Source organism: Paludisphaera mucosa (genome assembly GCF_029589435.1).
GTDB lineage: Bacteria > Planctomycetota > Planctomycetia > Isosphaerales > Isosphaeraceae > Paludisphaera > Paludisphaera mucosa.
This window is the reverse complement of record NZ_JARRAG010000001.1, coordinates 1,040,114-1,057,763: the sequence shown is the minus strand read 5'-3', so window position 1 is coordinate 1,057,763 and position 17,650 is coordinate 1,040,114. Positions and strand designations below refer to the sequence as shown.

Below are 17,650 nucleotides of genomic sequence, written 5' to 3'. Positions count from 1 at the left end.
TCGCGAACATGGTAGACTATCCCCTTTCGTCAGCGACGCCTCAAGGCCGAGCACGCCTACGGATTGCGAATCACCGTGACCTCTCCCCATCCGATCGACGCCGCCGCCCTCGAACTCCCGCCCGTCGTCCGCGACATGCTCGACGCGCCGCTGCCGCGTCCCCACGGCTGGGCGGCGACGATCGCGCCGGCCTACCTGGGCGTCCTCGCCTGGTTCCCCCTGCTCGACGCCCTGGGCACCGCGGGCGGCGACGCCGCCGACGTCTCCGGCCGCTACCTGAGCGCGAGCCTGGCCCTGGTCGCCGTTCACGCGCTCGTCTACCTGCCCCTCGCCATGGTGGGCCTGCGCGTACGGCGACGCCTCCCCGTCGTGGCGGCGTCCGCCTTCGGGACGCAAGGCGCCGAGTGGATCGCGGGCGTGCTGTACGGGCTGTTCGCGGCCCTCTGGTGCTCGACGGCGATCTGGTACTCCGTCCGGCTGACGCTCGCGGGGCTGGTCTCGTGGAAGCTCCTCGACGCCGGGTTCCTCGACCCGTGGGTCGTGGCCGGTATTCGGCTCGAAAGCCCGCTCGTCCTGACGGCACTAGCCTTCTGGACGTTCATCATCGCCTCGGCCAACGGCCTGGGCCTGATGGGCGCCATCGCGGCGATGATGCGGGTGTATTCGCCGTTCGCCGCCTTGCTGCTCGTCGCGGCGGCGACATGGAGCTGCTGGATCCGCGCCCAGGCTCTCACGTTCCCGGCCGAGGCCGTGACCCGACCATCCTGGTCGGGAGGTTTACCCGAACCGAGGGTCTTCCAGCTCGTCTTCGGGGCGTTCGCCTTCGCGGGCCTGATGGCCGTCGAGTGGGGGGGAGCGGTCCGCGAGCGGCGGGATGTCCGGCTGGGCGGATGGGTGGGAATCCTGGCCGCGGGCGCCGTGACGTTCCTCGCGGCCCTCGTCCTGGCCGCGGGCGGGTCCGACGGGTCGATCCAGTCGGCCCTTAGATTTGAAGGCCCCGGATCGATGGGCCCGTGGGTTTCCGGAGCCCTCCTCCTGCTCTTCGGACTCGCCTCGCTCGCGCCGGCGTGCTATGCCTCGGCCCTGTTCACCCGCCGCTGCCGGGGGCACTGGCCGACGCTCCGGCGGTGGAAGGGGGTCTTCCTGGGCTTCGCCCTGTTCTTCGTCCCTGGGGCCACGTTGCTGGCGGGTCGGATTGAGACGATCGCCTCGCTCGCCGGGGCCCTCTTCGCACCGCTCGCGGGCGTCCTGGCGGCGGAATTGCTGCGGACTCGCGGACGATGGGCCGGGATGCGGCCCGGCTGGCAGGTGCCGGGAGTCGCCGCTTGGGCCTTCGGAGTCGTGATCGGGCTCGTCCCGGTGGTCGGCGAAATCGCTGAAACGCCCTGGCTGCGCTCGTTTCAGCCGGCGGCCCTTTTCGCCTATTTGGGGGCGGGCGCCGCCTACCTCATCCTGGCGGTGTTGGTGCCGACTCCTGCGATCGCGGTCGACCCGACCGCCGCGGCCGAGGGCTCGCCATGAGCGCCGAGACCTCGCCGACGGATTCCGCCGCTCCCCCCCGGCGCAGCACGTTCGAGTCCCTGGCGATCAAGAATTACCGCCTCTACTTCGTCGGCCAGGGGGTGAGCCTGATCGGGACGTGGTTGCAGGCCGCCGCGGTGCGCTGGCTCGTGTACGAGCAGACGGGCTCGGCGGATCGTCTGGGCGTGATCGAGACCGCCAACCTGCTGCCCGGCCTCGTCGTGGGCCTGTTCGCCGGCGCGATCTCCGACCGCGTCGCGCCCCGGGCGATGATCCTGGCGATGGAGCTGGGCCAGATGGTCTGCGCCTTCACGCTGGCCGGCCTGGTGAGCCTGGGGACCATCACCTTCTGGCAGATGGCGGCGATCCTGGCGACGGCGCGGATCTGCGTCTCGTTCGAACTCCCGAGTCGACACGTCTTCCTCTACGACCTGGTCGGTCCCAGGAGCCTCACGAATGCCATCGCCCTGAACGCGGGTCTTTTCAACGCCACGCGCGTGATCGGCCCCGCGCTCGCGGGGGTGAGCTTCGCCATCCTGGGGGCCGCGGGCTGCTTCACCCTGAACGCGCTGAGCTACCTGGCGGCCATCGCGTCGGTGCTGGCGATCCGGATCGCCCCGCGACCGCCCCGCGAGAGGGTCGCCCGAGGCGCCGCGATGAGCGACGTGATCGCCGGCCTGGCGTACCTTCGCGGCGAGCCCCGGGTCTCGGGACACCTCGCCCTGATGGGTTTCTTCGGGCTGGCGGGCATGGGCTACGAGGCGATGATGCCGGTCTTCTCGCGGACGATCCTCGGCTTCGACATCGGGGGTTATACCGTCCTGCTCGCCAGCGGCGGGGCCGGGGCGACGCTCGGCGCGTTGACGGTGGCCCGGATGGGGGACGGCGTCCGCAAGGAGCGCATGGTGGCTTACGGCATCCTCTGCTTCGCCAGCTTCCTGCTCGCGGCGTCGTTCCTGCCCTACTGGTCCCCAAGGGGCTGGCCGCCGCTGATTCGTCTGGGCTGCGGGGTCGTCTGCCTGTTCGGCGCCTGGTTCGGCGCGGCCTTCTTCTACTCGTCGACCCAAACTCTGATCCAGCTCGCAATCCCGGCCGCCTTACGCGGGCGGATCATGGGCGTCTGGATGGTCGTCTTCTCGGGCTCCGTGCCGTTGGGCGCGCTCTGGACGGGCCGGGCCGCGAGCCTCTGGGGCATTTGCCCGGTCATGACGTTCTCCGCACTGGTCTGCCTGGCGACCGGGGTCGGGCTGCTGGTCGTCCAGCGGTGGCGAGGCGACCTGAGCCGTCGCAGCCCAGGTTTGCCAGTCGTCGCGCCGGCTCCCGATGCATCCGGATGAGCGGGGCCGTCGGTCCGCGTCGGGTCGTAGGCCTTGGTCGATTTTCACGGTCGGCGCATGAAGAAACCCGGAGGGCGGCTCCGGGTTTCCTGGACGATCGCGATGCGACGAGGGGGGATGCCTGTTAGGTCCGCTTGCGGCTCTTGTCGCAGGTCTCGGCCTCCATGGCGTCCTTCTTCTCGTTGATGTTGGGGCTCTGCTTCGACATGTCGGCGTTGAGCGCGGTGAACTCTTTCCACTCTTCCGGGAGGTTGTCCTCGTGGAAGATGGCCTCGACCGGACACTCGGGTACGCAGGCCTCGCAGTCGATGCATTCGTCGGGCTGGATATAGAGCATCTGGGCGCCCTCGTAGAAGCAATCCACGGGGCAGACCACGACGCAGTCCGTATATTTGCAATCGAAGCAGGGCTCTGCGACGACGTGAGCCATGACCAGGCACCTCCAAGACGCGGCCGATTCGAACCGGAGAGGGGGTCGCCGACACGATGGTCGCGACCCCCGAAGAGTGCAATCTTAAAGTCGAGGGCGCCGAGGGTCAAGGGAAGCCGCGGTCGACTCGATCGTCGCCGTCTCGCGCCCCGGACCGTTCCGGCGCGATCGTCACTTCTTCACGCGCTTGGCGCTCGTGATGTAGACCGGCTTGACCGGGACGTTCTCCATCCCGCCGCGATCGGTGACCGGCGACTTGGCGATGGCGTCGACCACGTCGAGGCCCTCGACCACCTTGCCGAAGACCGTGTAGCCGCCGCCGTAGGTGTCGAGGGGCAGGTTGTCGGCGTGGTTGATGAAGAACTGGCAAGACGCCGAGTTGGGGTCGTTCTTGCGGGCCATCGCGATCGTCCCGCGCTTGTTCGACAGGCCGTTGCTCGACTCGTTCTTGATGGTCCCGCGGACGCCGTCGGTCTTCTCCTTCAGCTTGTCGTCGTGGCCGCCGCCCTGGATCATGAACCCCGAGATCACCCGGTGGAAGATCAGGTTGTCGTAGAAGCCGGCGTCGACGTACTTGAGGAAGTTCTCGACCGTGATCGGGGCCTTCTTGGCGTCGAGTTCCACGACGATCTTGCCCGCGGAGGTGTTCAGCTCCACCTGGGGCTTGTCGTCGTCCGATTGAGCGGCGACCGGAGAGCCGAGGGCCAGACAGGCTCCAAGTCCGAGGATGATGCCGCGAAGCAAGGTCCCGGGTGTCAACTTGCGTCCTGACGTCGTCACGTCGCATTCTCCCTGGATGCGTAGATCAAAGCGCCGCCGGCGGCCGGGCGAGGGCTCGTTCCCGCGGCGAAAGAGACTCCATCTCGACACCGTAACACGGCTCCCCGTCGCTGTCGAGCGAACGGAATCCCGCCCCACAGGCGCGACGGCGCGGGAGTCCTTCACTCAGGCCGGCTCGACGCGTTCGACGTCGCAAGGTGAGAAACCGGACCTTGGCCTCCGGTATCAGAAAGCCAATCGAAATGCCGATTTAGGCACAGAACCTCGGGAGATCGAGAACTTCCCTGCCTCTGTCCCCCGCCGGATGGAAACCCTGGTGGGCTTGATCAGGCTGTCTCGCTGCGAAATCGATCGAATTGCGCTTAACCGATGGAATCGAGCGTCGCACGGGCCGCGCGGGTGTCTCGTACGAGCTGTTTCGCAACCTGAACCGCCCGACCTGAGGCGATCAAGGAATGGAAAACCGACGACTCAAGTCGATAACGGGTCGTTCATCGCGACGTGAATGTCGTGTTTTGCTCCCGATTTATGGAGGGAAATTCTGATTTCCGCGCGTCGATCGGCCGATTGAGCCATGTAGGATTTCGCTCGAAGAGTGTCGCGAAGGATTCATGACCATGCTCTTCAATACCTATCAATTTGCATATTTTTTTCTGTTGCTCTTCCCCGCCTACTGGTCTCTTCGACGATTCCCTCGACTTCAGAACGGCCTCCTGCTCGCGGCCGGTTATTACTTTTACGCCTGCTGGAACCCGAAATTCCTGGCGTTGCTGCTGCTGTCCACGGTGATGGACTACGCCTGCGGAATCTGGGTCGACCGCGCCGAGGATCCGAGACGCCGCAAGGTGGTCGTCGGGCTGAGCATGGCCCTGAACCTCGGATTGCTCGGATACTTCAAGTATTACAACTTCTTCGCGGAGAGCCTGCAGGCGGCGCTGGCGAAGCTGGACGTCTCCGTCTCGTTGACCCAGCTGAACGTGGTGCTTCCGATCGGCATCTCGTTCTACACGTTCCAGTCGATGAGCTACGTGATCGACGTCTACCGCCGCGACCTCAAGCCGACGCGCGACTTCATCCAGTTCGCGACGTTCGTGTCGTTCTTCCCCCACCTGGTCGCCGGGCCGATCATGCGTCCGACCTCGCTCCTGCCGCAGGTGGCTTCCCCCCGGCGCTTCCATCTCACGCAGTTCTACGAGGGCGTGTACCTGATCTTCTGGGGCCTCGTCAAGAAGATCGTAGTCGCCGACAATCTGGCCGTGTTGGTGGACTCGCTCTTCGGCCGCTGGCAGACCCTCGACGGGGGAACCACCCTACTCGCCGTCTATGCGTTCGCCTTCCAGATCTACGGCGACTTCTCAGGCTATACGGACATCGCCCGGGGCGTGGCCAAGTGCCTCGGCTTCGAGCTGGCCCTGAATTTCAACCTCCCCTACTTCGCCACCAGCCCGAAAGACTTCTGGAACCGCTGGCACATCAGCCTGTCGCACTGGCTCCGCGACTACCTCTACTTCCCGCTGGGGGGGGGTCGCGGGACCAAGATCATGGTCTACCGCAACCTGATGATCACCATGATCCTCGGCGGCCTGTGGCACGGGGCGGCCTGGACTTATGTGTTCTGGGGCGTTTATCAGGGGCTCTTGCTCGTCGGCCACCGGATCGCGACCCCGTGGCTCGAGCGAATTCAGCCCACCGATCCCGTCGATGCTCGATGCTGGAAGGCCCTGCGGATCGTCGTCACCTTCCACCTGGTCTGCGTCGGCTGGCTGATCTTCCGCGCCGATTCGATGGAGCAGGTCCTGGGCATGCTTTCGGCCGTCGCGTCTCGGCCGGCCATCCCCGCGGCGGCCTCGCTCGTCCCCGTCCTCGTGATCGTCCTCCCCCTGATGCTGGTCCAATCGTGCCAGTATCTCTCGAAAGAACTCGCATTCATCGCGCGGACTCCCTGGTATGTCCGCAGCGGTTTCTACACGGCGTGCTTCTATGCTCTCGTGCTCGGGGGAGCCTTCGGCGGCGGCAAGCAGTTCATCTACTTCCAGTTCTAGCCGCGGGTCCGGTCGTCACGGTCAGCGTGGTCGATCGACGATCGCATTTCAGCGGATGAAATCGCCGCGCGAAGGTCCGCTTGACGGACGGTGGCGGAGTCGGCGGACGGCCGATTCGAAGATGCCTTAGGACGAGGGGTGGCGTATGAACGAGTCAGTCGTCAAGGAGCTTTTCGGGAGGCTTCCCTGGGGTTTCCTCGGGATGATCGCGATGGTCTTCGCGATCGAACGATTCGCGATTCGCGACATCCCCCTTTACCCGGAACCCGGCGGGCGAAGCTGGAACCACAGCTCGACCGGGATCGCGCGAAAGACGGCGGGGCGCGACGTCGTCTACTTCGGCGACAGCCTGGTGAAGAACGAGGTCCTACCCAAGATCGTCGAGGAGCAGTCGGGTAAGAGCGGATACAATCTGGCCCTCCACAGCGGCTCGGCTCCGTCGAGCTACTACCTCCTGCGCCGGATGGTCGATAGCGGCGTACGGCCCTCGTCGGTGCTCGTCGACTTCGAAAAATCCATGCTGGAGATCGGCCCGGCCTCGCCGACGAGGCCCTTCCCCTGGTCGGAGCTTCTCACCCCGAGCGAAGCGTTCCAGCTCGCCTGGCAGGCCGGAGACCCCGCCCTGTTCGCGGACATCCTCGTGAAACGAACCCTGCGCTCGGCGCGGATCCGGCTCGAAATCCGCAACAGCATCATGTTCGCGCTGGGAGGAGAGGTCGATCGGGAGCGAGAGATCACCTACGCGAACTGGAGGAATTTCAACCGGAACGAGGGCGCGTTCGTCCTCGACAAGAACCCTGCGTATCAGGATACGCCCATCCTCTCGGGTTTCGCAGAAACGCCCGCCAAGTGGAACTGCGACCCTGTCAACGCGGTCTATGTCAGGAAATTCCTCCGCCTCGCCGCCCAGATCGAGGCCCGCGTCTACCTGCTGCTCCCGCCGATCAGCCCGGGATCTCAGTCGATCCACGACCATTGGGGTCTGGAGCCGCCCTACGTCGAGTTCGTCCGCGGGCTCCAGGATCATTATCCCAACGTCGTCGTGCTGGACGCTCGGCGTATGGGGTTCAAGTCGGACGTCTTCTACGACTGGTGTCATCTCGACCGCGACGGGGTCGTCGTCTTGAGCGAACGCATCGGCGCGGCCATCCGAGAAACCTGGGATCAGAAGACCGCGTCCCGATGGATCGCGCTTCGCCCCTTCGGTCCCCGCACCGGGAACGCTCCGTACGAGGTCATCACCGATACGTTCGCCAAACTTCGCGCGGACAGGGCCGTGACCTTCACGAGGTGAGACGACTTCGAAAGAGTCCGAGCCTCCTTGCATGAGAAACCATGCAAGGAGGCTCGGCGTGGAAAGACGTCTAGACCGTCGGATCGGTCGGGACGTCGCACCGTGAATTCCGATCTCAACGCCCTTCGACGTCGATCTGGTTGACGAGGCGGACGGCCTCCTCGGCCATGACCGGGCTGAGCTGGTCCTTGGCGGCGATGGCCTTCGACAGGTGGTCCTTGGCGCGGTCGCCTCGGGCCTTGTCCGAGGCGATCAGCCTGCCGTAATGGTAGTGGAGCACCGCCAGGTCGGGCGACCGTTTGAGGCCTTCCAGGTACGACTGCTCGGCGTCGGAGGTCCGGCCCACCGACTCCTGGATCGCCCCCACCGTGTCGAAGAACTCGCCCGGGAGCGCGGCGGGATTGACCCGAGGCAGGATGGCCTGGACCAGTTCCAGGGCCTCCTGGCTCCGGCCCAGCGAGCTGTGCAGGACCCAGGCCTTGTTATTGACGGCCTCGATCGAACCGGGCTGGATCTTCAGGACCCGGTCGTACTCCTCGACGGCCCGCTCGAAGTAGGGACGGCCCTTGGCCGGGTCGGGCTGACTCTCCGCCATCGACAGCAACAGGTCGCCGAGGTTCAGGTGCGCGACCGGAGAGTCGAGCAGAGAGGCGGCCTTTTCGGACGCGGGAAGCGCCAGCTCGAGGCGGCGGGCCTTGTGGAAACCGACCGCGACGGCGAGCAGCAGATCGCCCTTCTGATCGGTCTTGGCGATCTCGGCGGCGAGACGCTTGGCCTCGTCCAGGCCGGCGGGGCGGGCGGCCGGGCTGGCGGGGTCGGGCTCGGAGAGGAGCTGGACGTACTGCGCGAGGGCCGTGCCGTCGGCGGGGTCGGCGGCCAGGGCCCGCTTCAGGGCGTTGATCGCGGCCGGACGGCGGTGCCGTTTCAGCTCGATTTCGGCGATGGTCTGCAAGGCGTCGACGAACTTGGGGTCGGCCGCGACGGCCGCTTCGAGCTGCGTGACGGCGCTCGAGCGGGCGGCCTCGCGCTGGGCGTCGCTGAGCCCGGAGGCGTCGAGCGCCCTGGCCTGCAGCAGCAAACCCTCGCGGTCAGCCTTTTCGACGTCCAGGACGTATTTCGCCTGCTGGAGGGCGTCGTCGACGTTGCCGAGCTTGAGCGACGCCTTGCCGAACGCGACCCGGACGTCGAGCCGCCGAGGCTCGCGCTCGACGGCCTCGGCGTACGCCCTGGCGACGTCGGCCGGGCGGTTCTGCGAGGCGAAGAGCCGGGCCCGCAGCAGCGGGCCGACCGACGAGTTCTTGGCGACCTTGTCGATCTCCTCGGTGATCCCCACGGCCTGCGTGAAATCGCCCCGACGCGCCGCCTGGTCGCACTCGGCCTGGAGGATGGCGAGGTTCGTGGGGAACTTCGCCCGACACTCGCGGATCAGGCCCGCCGCCTTCTCGTCGAGCGTGCGGAGCTTGTCGGCGTCGCCGGCGGCGAGGGCGTCGGCCGCAGCCAGCGAGACGACCTCGACGAGGCCGGCCGCGAGGTTGCCGTCGGAGGGCGTCTCGGCGACCAGCCCGCGGAGGATCTTCTCGGCCCCCTCGTAGTTCTTCTGGTGACGGTAGACGTCGACCAGCATGCGGCGGTAGACGCCCTTGGAGTCGTGCTCGGCCTTCGACGCCACGAACTCGACGGCACGGGCGGGGTCGCCCTGCTTGGCCAGGATCAGGTACTTCGCCTGGACGAGCGGGATCGAGTCGGGCTGCGCGGCCAGCCCCTCCTCGACGACCTTGATCGTCCTCTCGGGCGAGGTCGCCAGGGGCGGCGTCTCGTTCTCGACGGCGGCGAGCATGAGGAAGAAGACCTCGGGCGCCTTCCCGCCCCCCTGATTCAGCTTCTCTACGGCCTTGGAGAGCAGCGCCGTCGCCTGGGCGTGTTGCTTCTGACGCATGAAAAGGTAGGCGCGGGTCACGACCGCCGAGGCGTTGGTCGGGTTGTCCTTGAGGACGCCGTCGAGCTGGGCGATCGCCGCGGGCTCCTCGCCGTGCTCGCGGTAGAGGTTGGCGGCGCGGACCCGCTCGTCGGGGTTCGGCGGGTTCTTGGGGTCGTTGAGCATCGCGGCCAGCTCGGCCTTGGCGACGGGCCACTGCTTCCGGGCGACGTGGGCCGTGACGAGCTGCCAGCGGTCGGTCCGCGTCAGCGCGCCGGCCTCGTTGTTCCGCTTCAACTCCTCGAAACGGCGGATGGCGTCGTCGACGTTGCCGTTCTGGAGCGAGAGGTTGGCCAGCGCCGACTGGGCGGCCGAGAGGAGCGTGACCCCGGTCTCGACCTCCTTGCTGGGTCGGTCGCGGACGATGTCTTCGAGGGCCTTGGTCGCCTCGGCGTAGGCTCCGGAGCGGCCGTCGAGCTGGGCCTTCCAGAAGGCGACGATCTTGTTCTCGGGGTCCTTCTTGAGGGCCTCGTCGAAGTGGGCGATCGCCGCCGGGACCTCGTTCCGCTTGAGCGCGAGCTGCCCTTCCAGGATGTCGCCGGCGGCCCCTTCCTTCCAGCGGGAGCGGATCTTGGCGATCACGGCCGCGGCGGCGTCGAGGTTGTCGCAGGCCATCTCCATTTGCGCGAGCTGGAGCCACGGCGCCGAGGTGCTGGAGCGTTCGCCGATCTCCGAGAGGAGCTTGCGGGCGTCGTCGGGACGCTTGAGCGAATCGTTGAGGATCTGGGCCCGCATCATCGTGAGGGTGAGGTTGTCGGGATCCTGGACGAGGAACTCCGCGAGGGCCTTGTCGGCCTCCTCAGGCTTGCGGTCGTTGGCCTTGAGCGCCGCGTAGAGGCCGGCGATCTCGGAGGACCTGGGGAACTTGGTCCGGGCTTCCTCCAGACGCTTACGGGCCTCGTCCTTCTTCCCTTGCTCCTCCAGGATCAGGACGGCCAGATTCTCGGCCGCGGGAGGCTCCTGGCCGGACTTGCGCAACCCTTCGATCCGGGCCATGGCCTCGTCCAGCCGTTTCCGCTGGACGTCGATCTGGGCCAGGCGAAGCGTGGCGCCGCCGTCGGACTTGTCGCCGAGTTTGGCGACCTTCTCGAACTCCACGGCCGCACGGTCGAGATCGCCGGGGCCTCGTCGCGCCTGGTAGAGTTCGCCGCTGAGCTGGTGCACGACGACCTTCATCTCGGGCGGCACGGAGCCCTGGGCGAGCTGCCTCGTGAGCGAATCGACGATCGGGATCGCCTCTTCAGGATAGCCCGCCTGCAGGATGGTCCAGGCGGCCCAGAACTCGTACTGGGGGTCGAGAGCGGACATCTTGAGGGCGTTCTGCAGGTACTGCCGTCCCAGGCCTTGCTCCTGGTTCAGGACCAGGGCCACGCCGTATCGAGCCTGCGCCTCGGCGACGTCGGGGAGTTGCTGCGCGGCGGCCTTCAGGTGCGTCAGGGCGCTCGCCCTGAGCTTAGGCTGGGCCTTGACGGGGGCCTGATCGGGCTTCTTCGTGGCCGACGCGACGACGCCCGATTCCTCAAGTTCCACGGCTCCCTGGAACAGGTGCCCCAGGCCCTGGTAGCGGGGCTCGGTGGCGGCCAGCAACGCCTGGATATGGGGGGCGGCCTTGGGCAGCCGAGCCGAGTCGTCGGTCTGGATGAGGGCCATCTCGGCACCGACCGTGTGCAGGCCGAGGACGATCAGCGACGAGCTGGGCCGGGCGGCCAGCGGCGAGCCCAGGGCCTCGTTGACGACCTGCAGGCAGCGGTCGCGCTGGCGACGGAAGCGGAGGTGGTCGGCGTAGGTCAGATAGATCTGATAGTCGACGTGGTCGCCGGCCTGCCGGCTCTTCTCGAACAGGCTGGCGAGCTGGTTTTCGATGGTCGCGATGAGGGCGTCGATCGCGGAATCGCCCTTGGCCTGGGACTGCTGGACGAGCGAGCGCTGCGACTGCTCCAGCAGGTAGCTCAGCCGGGTCACCCGCTGCGAGCCGGGCTCGGCGGAGGCCAAAACGCGGTCGGAGAGGGCGACCATCCCCTTGACGATCTCGCCCTGCACGGCCGGGTCGGCCTCGTTCTGGACGTCGAGGGCGTCGAGGCGGAGCTTGGCCATCAGCTCGGTCGGCCCGGCGTCGTCGGCCACGGCCAGCTTGCGTCCGGCGGCGAGCGCGGCGGCCCGCCCGGCGTCGTCGTTGGTGGCGGCCGCGAGACGAGCCTGGATCAGGAGCCGACGGACTTCGGGCGCCTGTCCCGCCGCCAGGCGATCGTAAAGCTTGCGAACTTCGGCCAGGTTCGGGGTGCGGGAGTCGAGCGCCTCCGAGGCCAGGACGAAGGCGACGTCGAGGTTCTCGGGATCGAGCGTCGCCAGCTCGCGGGCCCAGTAGACGGCGTCGTGGGCGACGTCGTCGGCCATGGCGTCCTGGAGGAGCCGGAGCCGAGGCCCCTTGAGATTCTTGTCGAACCGGACCGACTTGATGAGGTGGTCGGCCCGCTCGGTGCGAAGGGCGTCGCGGCGGTCGGCGGGCGCGGCCTTGATCATGTCGTCGTACAGCCCGGCGAACTCCTCGTGGACGGCGGCGTTCCGGCCGTCGGACTGGAGGGCCTGCTTGTAATAGATCTCGGCGTCGGCCAGCCGCCCGGCGTCGCGGGCCGATCGCGCCCGCTTGAGGACGCTCTGGGCCGTGGGGGGCGCCAGGGTGGACGAGATCGCGATCACGCCGACGACGGCGACCGCGACGAAGAGTCCGGAGAGGATCAGCAGGGGCTTCCAGCGGACGGTCATCGGGCTAGTCTCCTTCAGCTCGAAGAATCCGGGCCGAGCCGCGGGCTTCGTCCACGACGCGGAACCTTCCGGGTTCGCGCGTGGCGCCGTGCGGGACGGGCGTTGTGTGTCAGAGGAGATCGAGATCGGCGTCGATTGAGCGACGCGAGATCCGCCGGGAGGCGGGAAGGTGGGCGTGGTGCGCAGCGATGCCGAGCGAGTGGGGAATGGCGAAGCCGTCCGCCCTGCTAGACCTCAAAGTCGCAATCCATTGCCGCAGCATCCCGAATCGAGGCAGCGTCAAAATAGGGCTTCGCCACGTCGAGTTCAAGCCGACTTTCTCCAAGCCGAGCACTCATGAACCCGCGTCGACCTCGCCCTCCGTCGCCGGCGCGGTCGGAGCCGGCGGCTTTTCGGTTCCGGGCGGGGCGGGATCGGGTTCGGTCGGGTAGGTCGTGAAGACCGGCGAGCGCATCCGGCCGCGAGGATCCTTCAGGGGGCCCTGCTTGAAGAAGGCTTCCAGATAGCCCGCCGCGCGGGCCCGGGTGGCGGGATTCTCGGTGCGCTCGCCGTAATCCTTGCCATATGGCGACGCGTCCTCGATCACCTTGTTGAACTCGGCCGCCGCCAGCAGTTCCACGCTGCAGAGCCAGATCCAGCTCATCAGGACGACCAGCCCGGCGAGCGAACCATAGGTCGCGCCGTAGTCCCCCCAGCGCTGGACGTAGAAGCGGAAGAGGTAGCTCACGAAGACGAGCAGGAGCGACCCAAGGAGGCTCCCGGGCGTGATCCACTCCCACCGCTGCTCGGCGTCGGGCGCGAAGTACATCGCCACCGCGAAGCTGACGAGGACCAAGATGAGAACCGAGAGCCCGTGCACCACCGTCAGGAGGGAGGCGGAAACGGCGTCGAGCTTCAGGAATCCCAGGATCTGCGGCCAGAGCAAGGTGCTCGCGAGGACCAAGATCAGCAGGACGGCCTCCAAAATCGCCATGAAGACCGCCACCAGGCGCTGCTTCCAGTAGGGTCGGCGTTCCTCGACGCCCATGATTCGATTGGCGGCGTCCATCACGGCGACGAACAGGCTGGAATTCAGCCACAGGAGGGCGACCGTCCCGAACGAGACGAGCCCCGCGTTGGGACGGCTTCGCATGTCCTCGAGCTGACCGGCGAGAAGCTTCGCGGCCTCGGCGGGGAGGATTCCGTTCAGGAAGTCCGACGGATCGAGATTCTTGTCGCGGGAGACCCAGGGCAGGACGTGGGCGGCGATCAAGGCCACGAGGCCGAGGAACGGGACGAGCGAGGCGACCGCGTAGAAGGTGATCGCGGCCGCGCGGGTCATCAATTCATGTTCATTGAGCTTGACCCAGGTCCTTCGCAGGGACTCCCTGAGGGTCAAGCCGCCCAGATCCATCGCCGATCGAAATCGTCGCTTCGACGCGTCCATACTTCGCCAGCCCCGGGGCTTCCCACTTCGGATCGACACACCGCTCGACCTAGCAAACGCGGCGCCGCGTCCGGGCTCGGTGGGCGGCGTTCAACGTCGGATGGTGCTGGAAGGGGCCAGCGACATGAACGCGCTGCGGTGATCCTCGTCGGGGAACCAGTAACGACGCCCCCCCTGGGTCAGGCTGAAGCGAGGGTCGCCGGGCACGGCTTGCCCGCCCTGGGCGAGGCAGTGGGGGCAGTTTCCGCCCTCCTCGACGCCGACCGTTGCGAAACGGTCGGGCTCCTGGAGGAAACGGACCCTGTCGTCCTTCGAGGCGCACAGATAGAGTCGCCCCTTGTAGAGCGCCCCGAAGCGCGGGTCTCCGGAGGCGTTCCGACCGTTTTCGAGCTTCTCGACCGGGCACAGGCCGTCGTTGGCGGGCACGTAGCGTTCGGGGTCGCGACGGAAGAGGTTGAACGTCACGAGGTTCGCGAATCGGTAGATCCGCCCTTCGTGAGATACGGCGTACTCCGCCTGCCCCGGGATCAGACGCTTGTCGGAGACGAGGCTCACCGGGCAGTACCCGGACAGGGCGGCGTGCTCCTCCTTCTTGAGGGGTTTTGAGACGGCCATGGTGCGGAGGACCTCGGGCGCGGGAGGTCCGACCAGTTCCAACGCCAGGCGAGGGGCGTCGGCCAAGTCCTCGGGGTTGTGCCGGGGCGCGCGACTCGCCGCGGCGCGGCCCAGCAGGCCGTCAAGGTCGTCGGGTCCAAGGTAGCCCTGATGGACCGCGAGGACGTTGAGCGAAGGATCGACGATCACGCTCGCCGGAAGGCCCGTCAGGTTGAAGCCCATCGCCAGCTCCTCGTTCGCGTCGGCGTGGAGCTTGACCGCGACGAACTCCGAACGCGTCCGAGCCACGACGGCCGGATTGGAGAAGCTGTCCTGCTCCATCCGCCGACAATTCGGGCACCAACTGCCCGTGAACTGGACCCACAGCAGGCGGTTCGCGGCCCGGGCTTCTTCCAGGGCTGCGCCGTATTCCGCACGCCACGAGAGAGGGGCTTCGGCCGGAGGTTCGTCACCGCGCGAGTTCGGGTCGGGGAACGCCACCGCGAGCGCGAGCAGCGCGGCGAGGCGCATGGCGGATCGTTGGGGAGTCATCGCATCTCCTCATCGACGGGCGATTCGCTATGGTGTGCTGATTGAGTGCACGTCCGAGAATCGGACGCACCCCATCCATGGAGATGCCGCTCTACCGTGTCGAGAGGCGCCAGGCCGTCGGCGGCGGATCCGGAGTCTTTCCGAGTCCAGGGTCGTTATCGACGCGTCGTCAGACGGGCTGGAGCGATTTCCCGCCGGAGAATGGTCGCGAAACGACATCTGCCTGCGCGACGATCAAGGCCGGCGGATCGCGCGAAATTCGCGCGATCGCGCCGACCCCGAAGGTTTGACGACAACCGAGGGTTCAGCGGATCCGGTGCGAGCGTCGCATGCTGACGGGCGGGCCGAGGAGTTCGTTGAGCAACGCCATTTCGCGGAGCCGGCCGCGGTCGGTGATCATCTTGCTCACCTGGAGGGCCGAGAGCGAGGGGGGGGCGTCGTTCGAAGTCACGGTCGCGGCGGCCGACATGGCGTTTCCGAGGGATGGGCTCGTCAACGAGGTGAGCCCGGATGTCAGGGGGGATAGGCTCATCGGCACCCCCCGATTCTCGGCCATCGATTGGCTCACCTGTTCGGAGAGCACTCGTTGGGTCTCCGGCTCGCTGCGACGGCCGCGGTCGGCCGGCGATTCCGGTCGGCGCGACCGGCTCGGTTTGCGGGCCACCGCCGGGCGAGGACTTGGGCGCTGCCCGGAGGTGCCGGTCGGCAGCGGGGTCGAGCCGATCTGACGACGCGTGACGGGATCGACGAACACCAGCTCGTCGTCGATCACGAACACGTCCGGGTCGCGCGTCTTCCCGCCCCCCGTCCGGCCTTGCGCCGGGCGGACCGGAGCCCGGGCGGGCCGCTCGGCGGTCCGAGGATCGTTCGGGTCGATGCCCGGTCGCCTCGGAGACGACGGGGGCGCGGCGGAGGATGGGGAGCCTTCGCTCCGGACGTCGGTCGAGAAGGAGCCGCCGTGCATCCCGGCCGCCGCCCCGCCGGGTCCCGGGTCAGGCCGCGGGCCCGGCCGGACAGGACGCTGCGGGAGCGGCTGCGCGTCGCGATTCAGGAGGGATGTCAGCGCCCAGATCGCCAGGAACATCAGCGGCACGATGAACTGAGACAACGCTTCGAGTCTCATGGGCGGCTCCCGAGGTTCCGAGGGCGAAGGCGGTCGCAGACTTCGCGAGGCCGGATCAGGGCTGCGTCCCGGCCGGCTGGCGTGAATTGCCGCCGGTCCCGGCGATGGCCGTCCGCATCTCGGTGTCGGCTTGGACGTTCTTCAGGTTGTAGTATTCGCCGACGCCGAGATGACCCTGCCGAAAGGCCTCGGCGATCGCCATGGGGATCTCGGCCTCGGCCTCGACGACCTTGGCCCGGTTTTCCTGGACGGCCGCCTGCATCTCCTGCTCCTTCGCGACGGCGAAGGCCCGCCGCTCCTCGGCCTTGGCCCGGGCCACGCGCATGTCGGCCTCGGCCTGCAGGGCCTGCAGGTTGGCGCCGATGTTGTCGCCGACGTCGATGTCGGCGATGTCGATCGACAGGATTTCGTACGCCGTGCCGGCGTCGAGCCCCTTCTCCAGGACGCGCTTCGAGATCGAATCGGGCCTCTCCAGGACGAGAAGGTGGGTGTCGGCCGAGCCGATGGCGTTGACGATGCCCTCGCCGACGCGGGCGATGATGGTCTCGTCGGTGGCGCCGCCGACGAGGCGGTCGAGATTGGTCCGGACCGTCACCTTCGCCTTGACCTTGAGCTGGATGCCGTTGCGGGCGACGCCGTCGATGGTGCTCCGGCCTTGGCTGGGATCCGGGCACGGGATGACCTTCGGGTTGACGCTCGTCTGCACGGCCTCCAGGACGTTCCGCCCGGCGAGGTCGATGGCGGTCGCCTGCTTGTACGACAGCGGGATGTCGGCGCGGTTGGCGGCGATGAGGGCGCGGATGACGTTGGGCACGTTGCCGCCGGCGAGGTAGTGCGACTCCAGCGCCCGAGTCGAGAGCCCGTCCTTCTCCGTCAGGCCGGCCTGGTACGCCATGATCTTGGAGCGGACGATGATGTTCGGGTTCACCTTCCGGAACGACATCCCGACCAGGTCGACGATGCTCACGTTGGCGTGCGTGAGGAAGGCCTGGATCCACAGGTTGAAGTACTTGGTGATGAAGAGGCCGCCGAGCAGGGCGATCACGCCCAGCGTGACGACGCCCAGCCAGAATAGGGCGGGGATGGGCATCCCCGGGGGATTCGCCTGAGCGAGAATCATGGCGGTCATGGTGCAGCCTCGGGAGTGGTTGAAGATTCTCAGTCCTCGAGCGGACCTAAGCCTCGGCGCCGAGGTCGACGGGGGTCGAAAACGGGTCGTCGGCGAGCGAAGGCCGCTCCGCCGTCGCGGGGACGTCCAGCGTCCGGACCACGACCTGATTCGACCGGATGCGGACCACGCGGACCCGCGACCCTTCGGAGATCAGGCCGGCCTCGGCCATCCCGTCGTAGCGACGGCCGCGGATCTCGACGTGCCCGCACGGATGCAGCGGCGTGAGCGCCCGACCGTCGACGCCGACCAGGTCGTGGACGCGGCGATCGGCGTGCGAGACGTCGACCTCGTCCAGCTCGGGCGGGGTCAGCGCGAATCGCCGACCCAACGGAGAACGGGCCCAGAGACGGAACGCCCCGACGGCCGTCGTCGGCACGGCGATGAAGTCGACCAGCACGAAGATCATCCCCAGCCGTTGCGACGACTGGAAGGCGTGCCACACGCCCAGGCCCAGGCAGACGAGCGCGCTGAAGCCGATGAACCCGCCCGAGGGGACGAACAGTTCGAGGACCAGCAGCAGCAGGCCGACCGCCAGGAAGACGATCGGCCAGAACAGTTCGCTCACGATCCTCCTCCTTCGCGTCCGTCCCCGTTTCCGCGCGCGTCGCCCGACGAGACCTCTCGACTTTTCGGCGATTCTAC

At 67.5% G+C, this 17,650-nt stretch carries 12 protein-coding genes; 4 read left to right on the top strand and 8 right to left on the bottom strand.

Translation table 11 applies throughout. The annotated features are described in order from the left end of the window. Positions 1-75: 75 nt before the first annotated feature. A complete protein-coding gene (locus PZE19_RS04425) occupies positions 76-1,521 on the top strand; it encodes a purine-cytosine permease family protein (protein WP_277859360.1) in 1,446 nt (481 codons plus the stop codon). Continuing rightward, on the top strand, positions 1,518-2,858 hold the full coding sequence (locus PZE19_RS04420) for an MFS transporter (RefSeq protein ID WP_277859359.1): 1,341 nt from the start codon (positions 1,518-1,520) through the stop codon (positions 2,856-2,858). Before PZE19_RS04425 ends, PZE19_RS04420 begins: the two co-directional genes overlap by 4 nt. 124 nt (positions 2,859-2,982) lie before the next feature. Here the strand turns inward: PZE19_RS04420 and PZE19_RS04415 are convergent, their stop codons facing one another. Both PZE19_RS04415 and PZE19_RS04410 read right to left on the bottom strand, forming a co-directional pair. After that, positions 2,983-3,288 (bottom strand): ferredoxin family protein, encoded by a 306-nt coding sequence (locus PZE19_RS04415; protein ID WP_277859358.1) that lies wholly within the window; start codon positions 3,286-3,288, stop codon positions 2,983-2,985. A 171-nt stretch (positions 3,289-3,459) separates the two neighbouring features. Further along, entirely contained in the window at positions 3,460-4,032 is a 573-nt protein-coding gene (locus tag PZE19_RS04410) for a peptidylprolyl isomerase (RefSeq protein ID WP_303652496.1), read from the bottom strand. Positions 4,033-4,685: 653 nt separating this feature from the next. Here PZE19_RS04410 and PZE19_RS04405 point away from each other — a divergent pair. Further along, complete coding sequence (locus PZE19_RS04405) at positions 4,686-6,110, top strand: MBOAT family O-acyltransferase (RefSeq protein WP_277859357.1); 1,425 nt, start codon at positions 4,686-4,688, stop codon at positions 6,108-6,110. A gap of 145 nt (positions 6,111-6,255) precedes the next feature. Next, positions 6,256-7,404 carry a hypothetical protein gene (locus PZE19_RS04400; protein WP_277859356.1) on the top strand — a complete coding sequence of 383 codons (1,149 nt, stop codon included), beginning with the start codon at positions 6,256-6,258 and terminating at the stop codon, positions 7,402-7,404. Positions 7,405-7,519: 115 nt separating this feature from the next. On the opposite strand, the gene PZE19_RS04395 is transcribed toward PZE19_RS04400, so the two are convergent. The 6 genes from PZE19_RS04395 to PZE19_RS04370 form a co-directional block, all read right to left on the bottom strand. Further along, positions 7,520-12,142 (bottom strand): tetratricopeptide repeat protein, encoded by a 4,623-nt coding sequence (locus tag PZE19_RS04395; RefSeq protein ID WP_277859355.1) that lies wholly within the window; start codon positions 12,140-12,142, stop codon positions 7,520-7,522. Between the two features lie 334 nt (positions 12,143-12,476). After that, the gene (locus PZE19_RS04390) at positions 12,477-13,535 is read right to left on the bottom strand and encodes a YihY/virulence factor BrkB family protein (protein ID WP_277859354.1); all 1,059 of its coding nucleotides are present in this window, start codon (positions 13,533-13,535) and stop codon (positions 12,477-12,479) included. Positions 13,536-13,658: 123 nt separating this feature from the next. Continuing rightward, on the bottom strand, positions 13,659-14,714 hold the full coding sequence (locus tag PZE19_RS04385; protein ID WP_277859353.1) for a thioredoxin family protein: 1,056 nt from the start codon (positions 14,712-14,714) through the stop codon (positions 13,659-13,661). A 304-nt stretch (positions 14,715-15,018) separates the two neighbouring features. After that, on the bottom strand, positions 15,019-15,837 hold the full coding sequence (locus PZE19_RS04380) for a hypothetical protein (protein WP_277859352.1): 819 nt from the start codon (positions 15,835-15,837) through the stop codon (positions 15,019-15,021). A gap of 55 nt (positions 15,838-15,892) precedes the next feature. Continuing rightward, complete coding sequence (floA, locus tag PZE19_RS04375; protein WP_277859351.1) at positions 15,893-16,966, bottom strand: flotillin-like protein FloA; 1,074 nt, start codon at positions 16,964-16,966, stop codon at positions 15,893-15,895. Positions 16,967-17,012: 46 nt separating this feature from the next. Then, the gene (locus tag PZE19_RS04370; protein ID WP_277859350.1) at positions 17,013-17,573 is read right to left on the bottom strand and encodes an NfeD family protein; all 561 of its coding nucleotides are present in this window, start codon (positions 17,571-17,573) and stop codon (positions 17,013-17,015) included. Positions 17,574-17,650 lie beyond the last annotated feature (77 nt).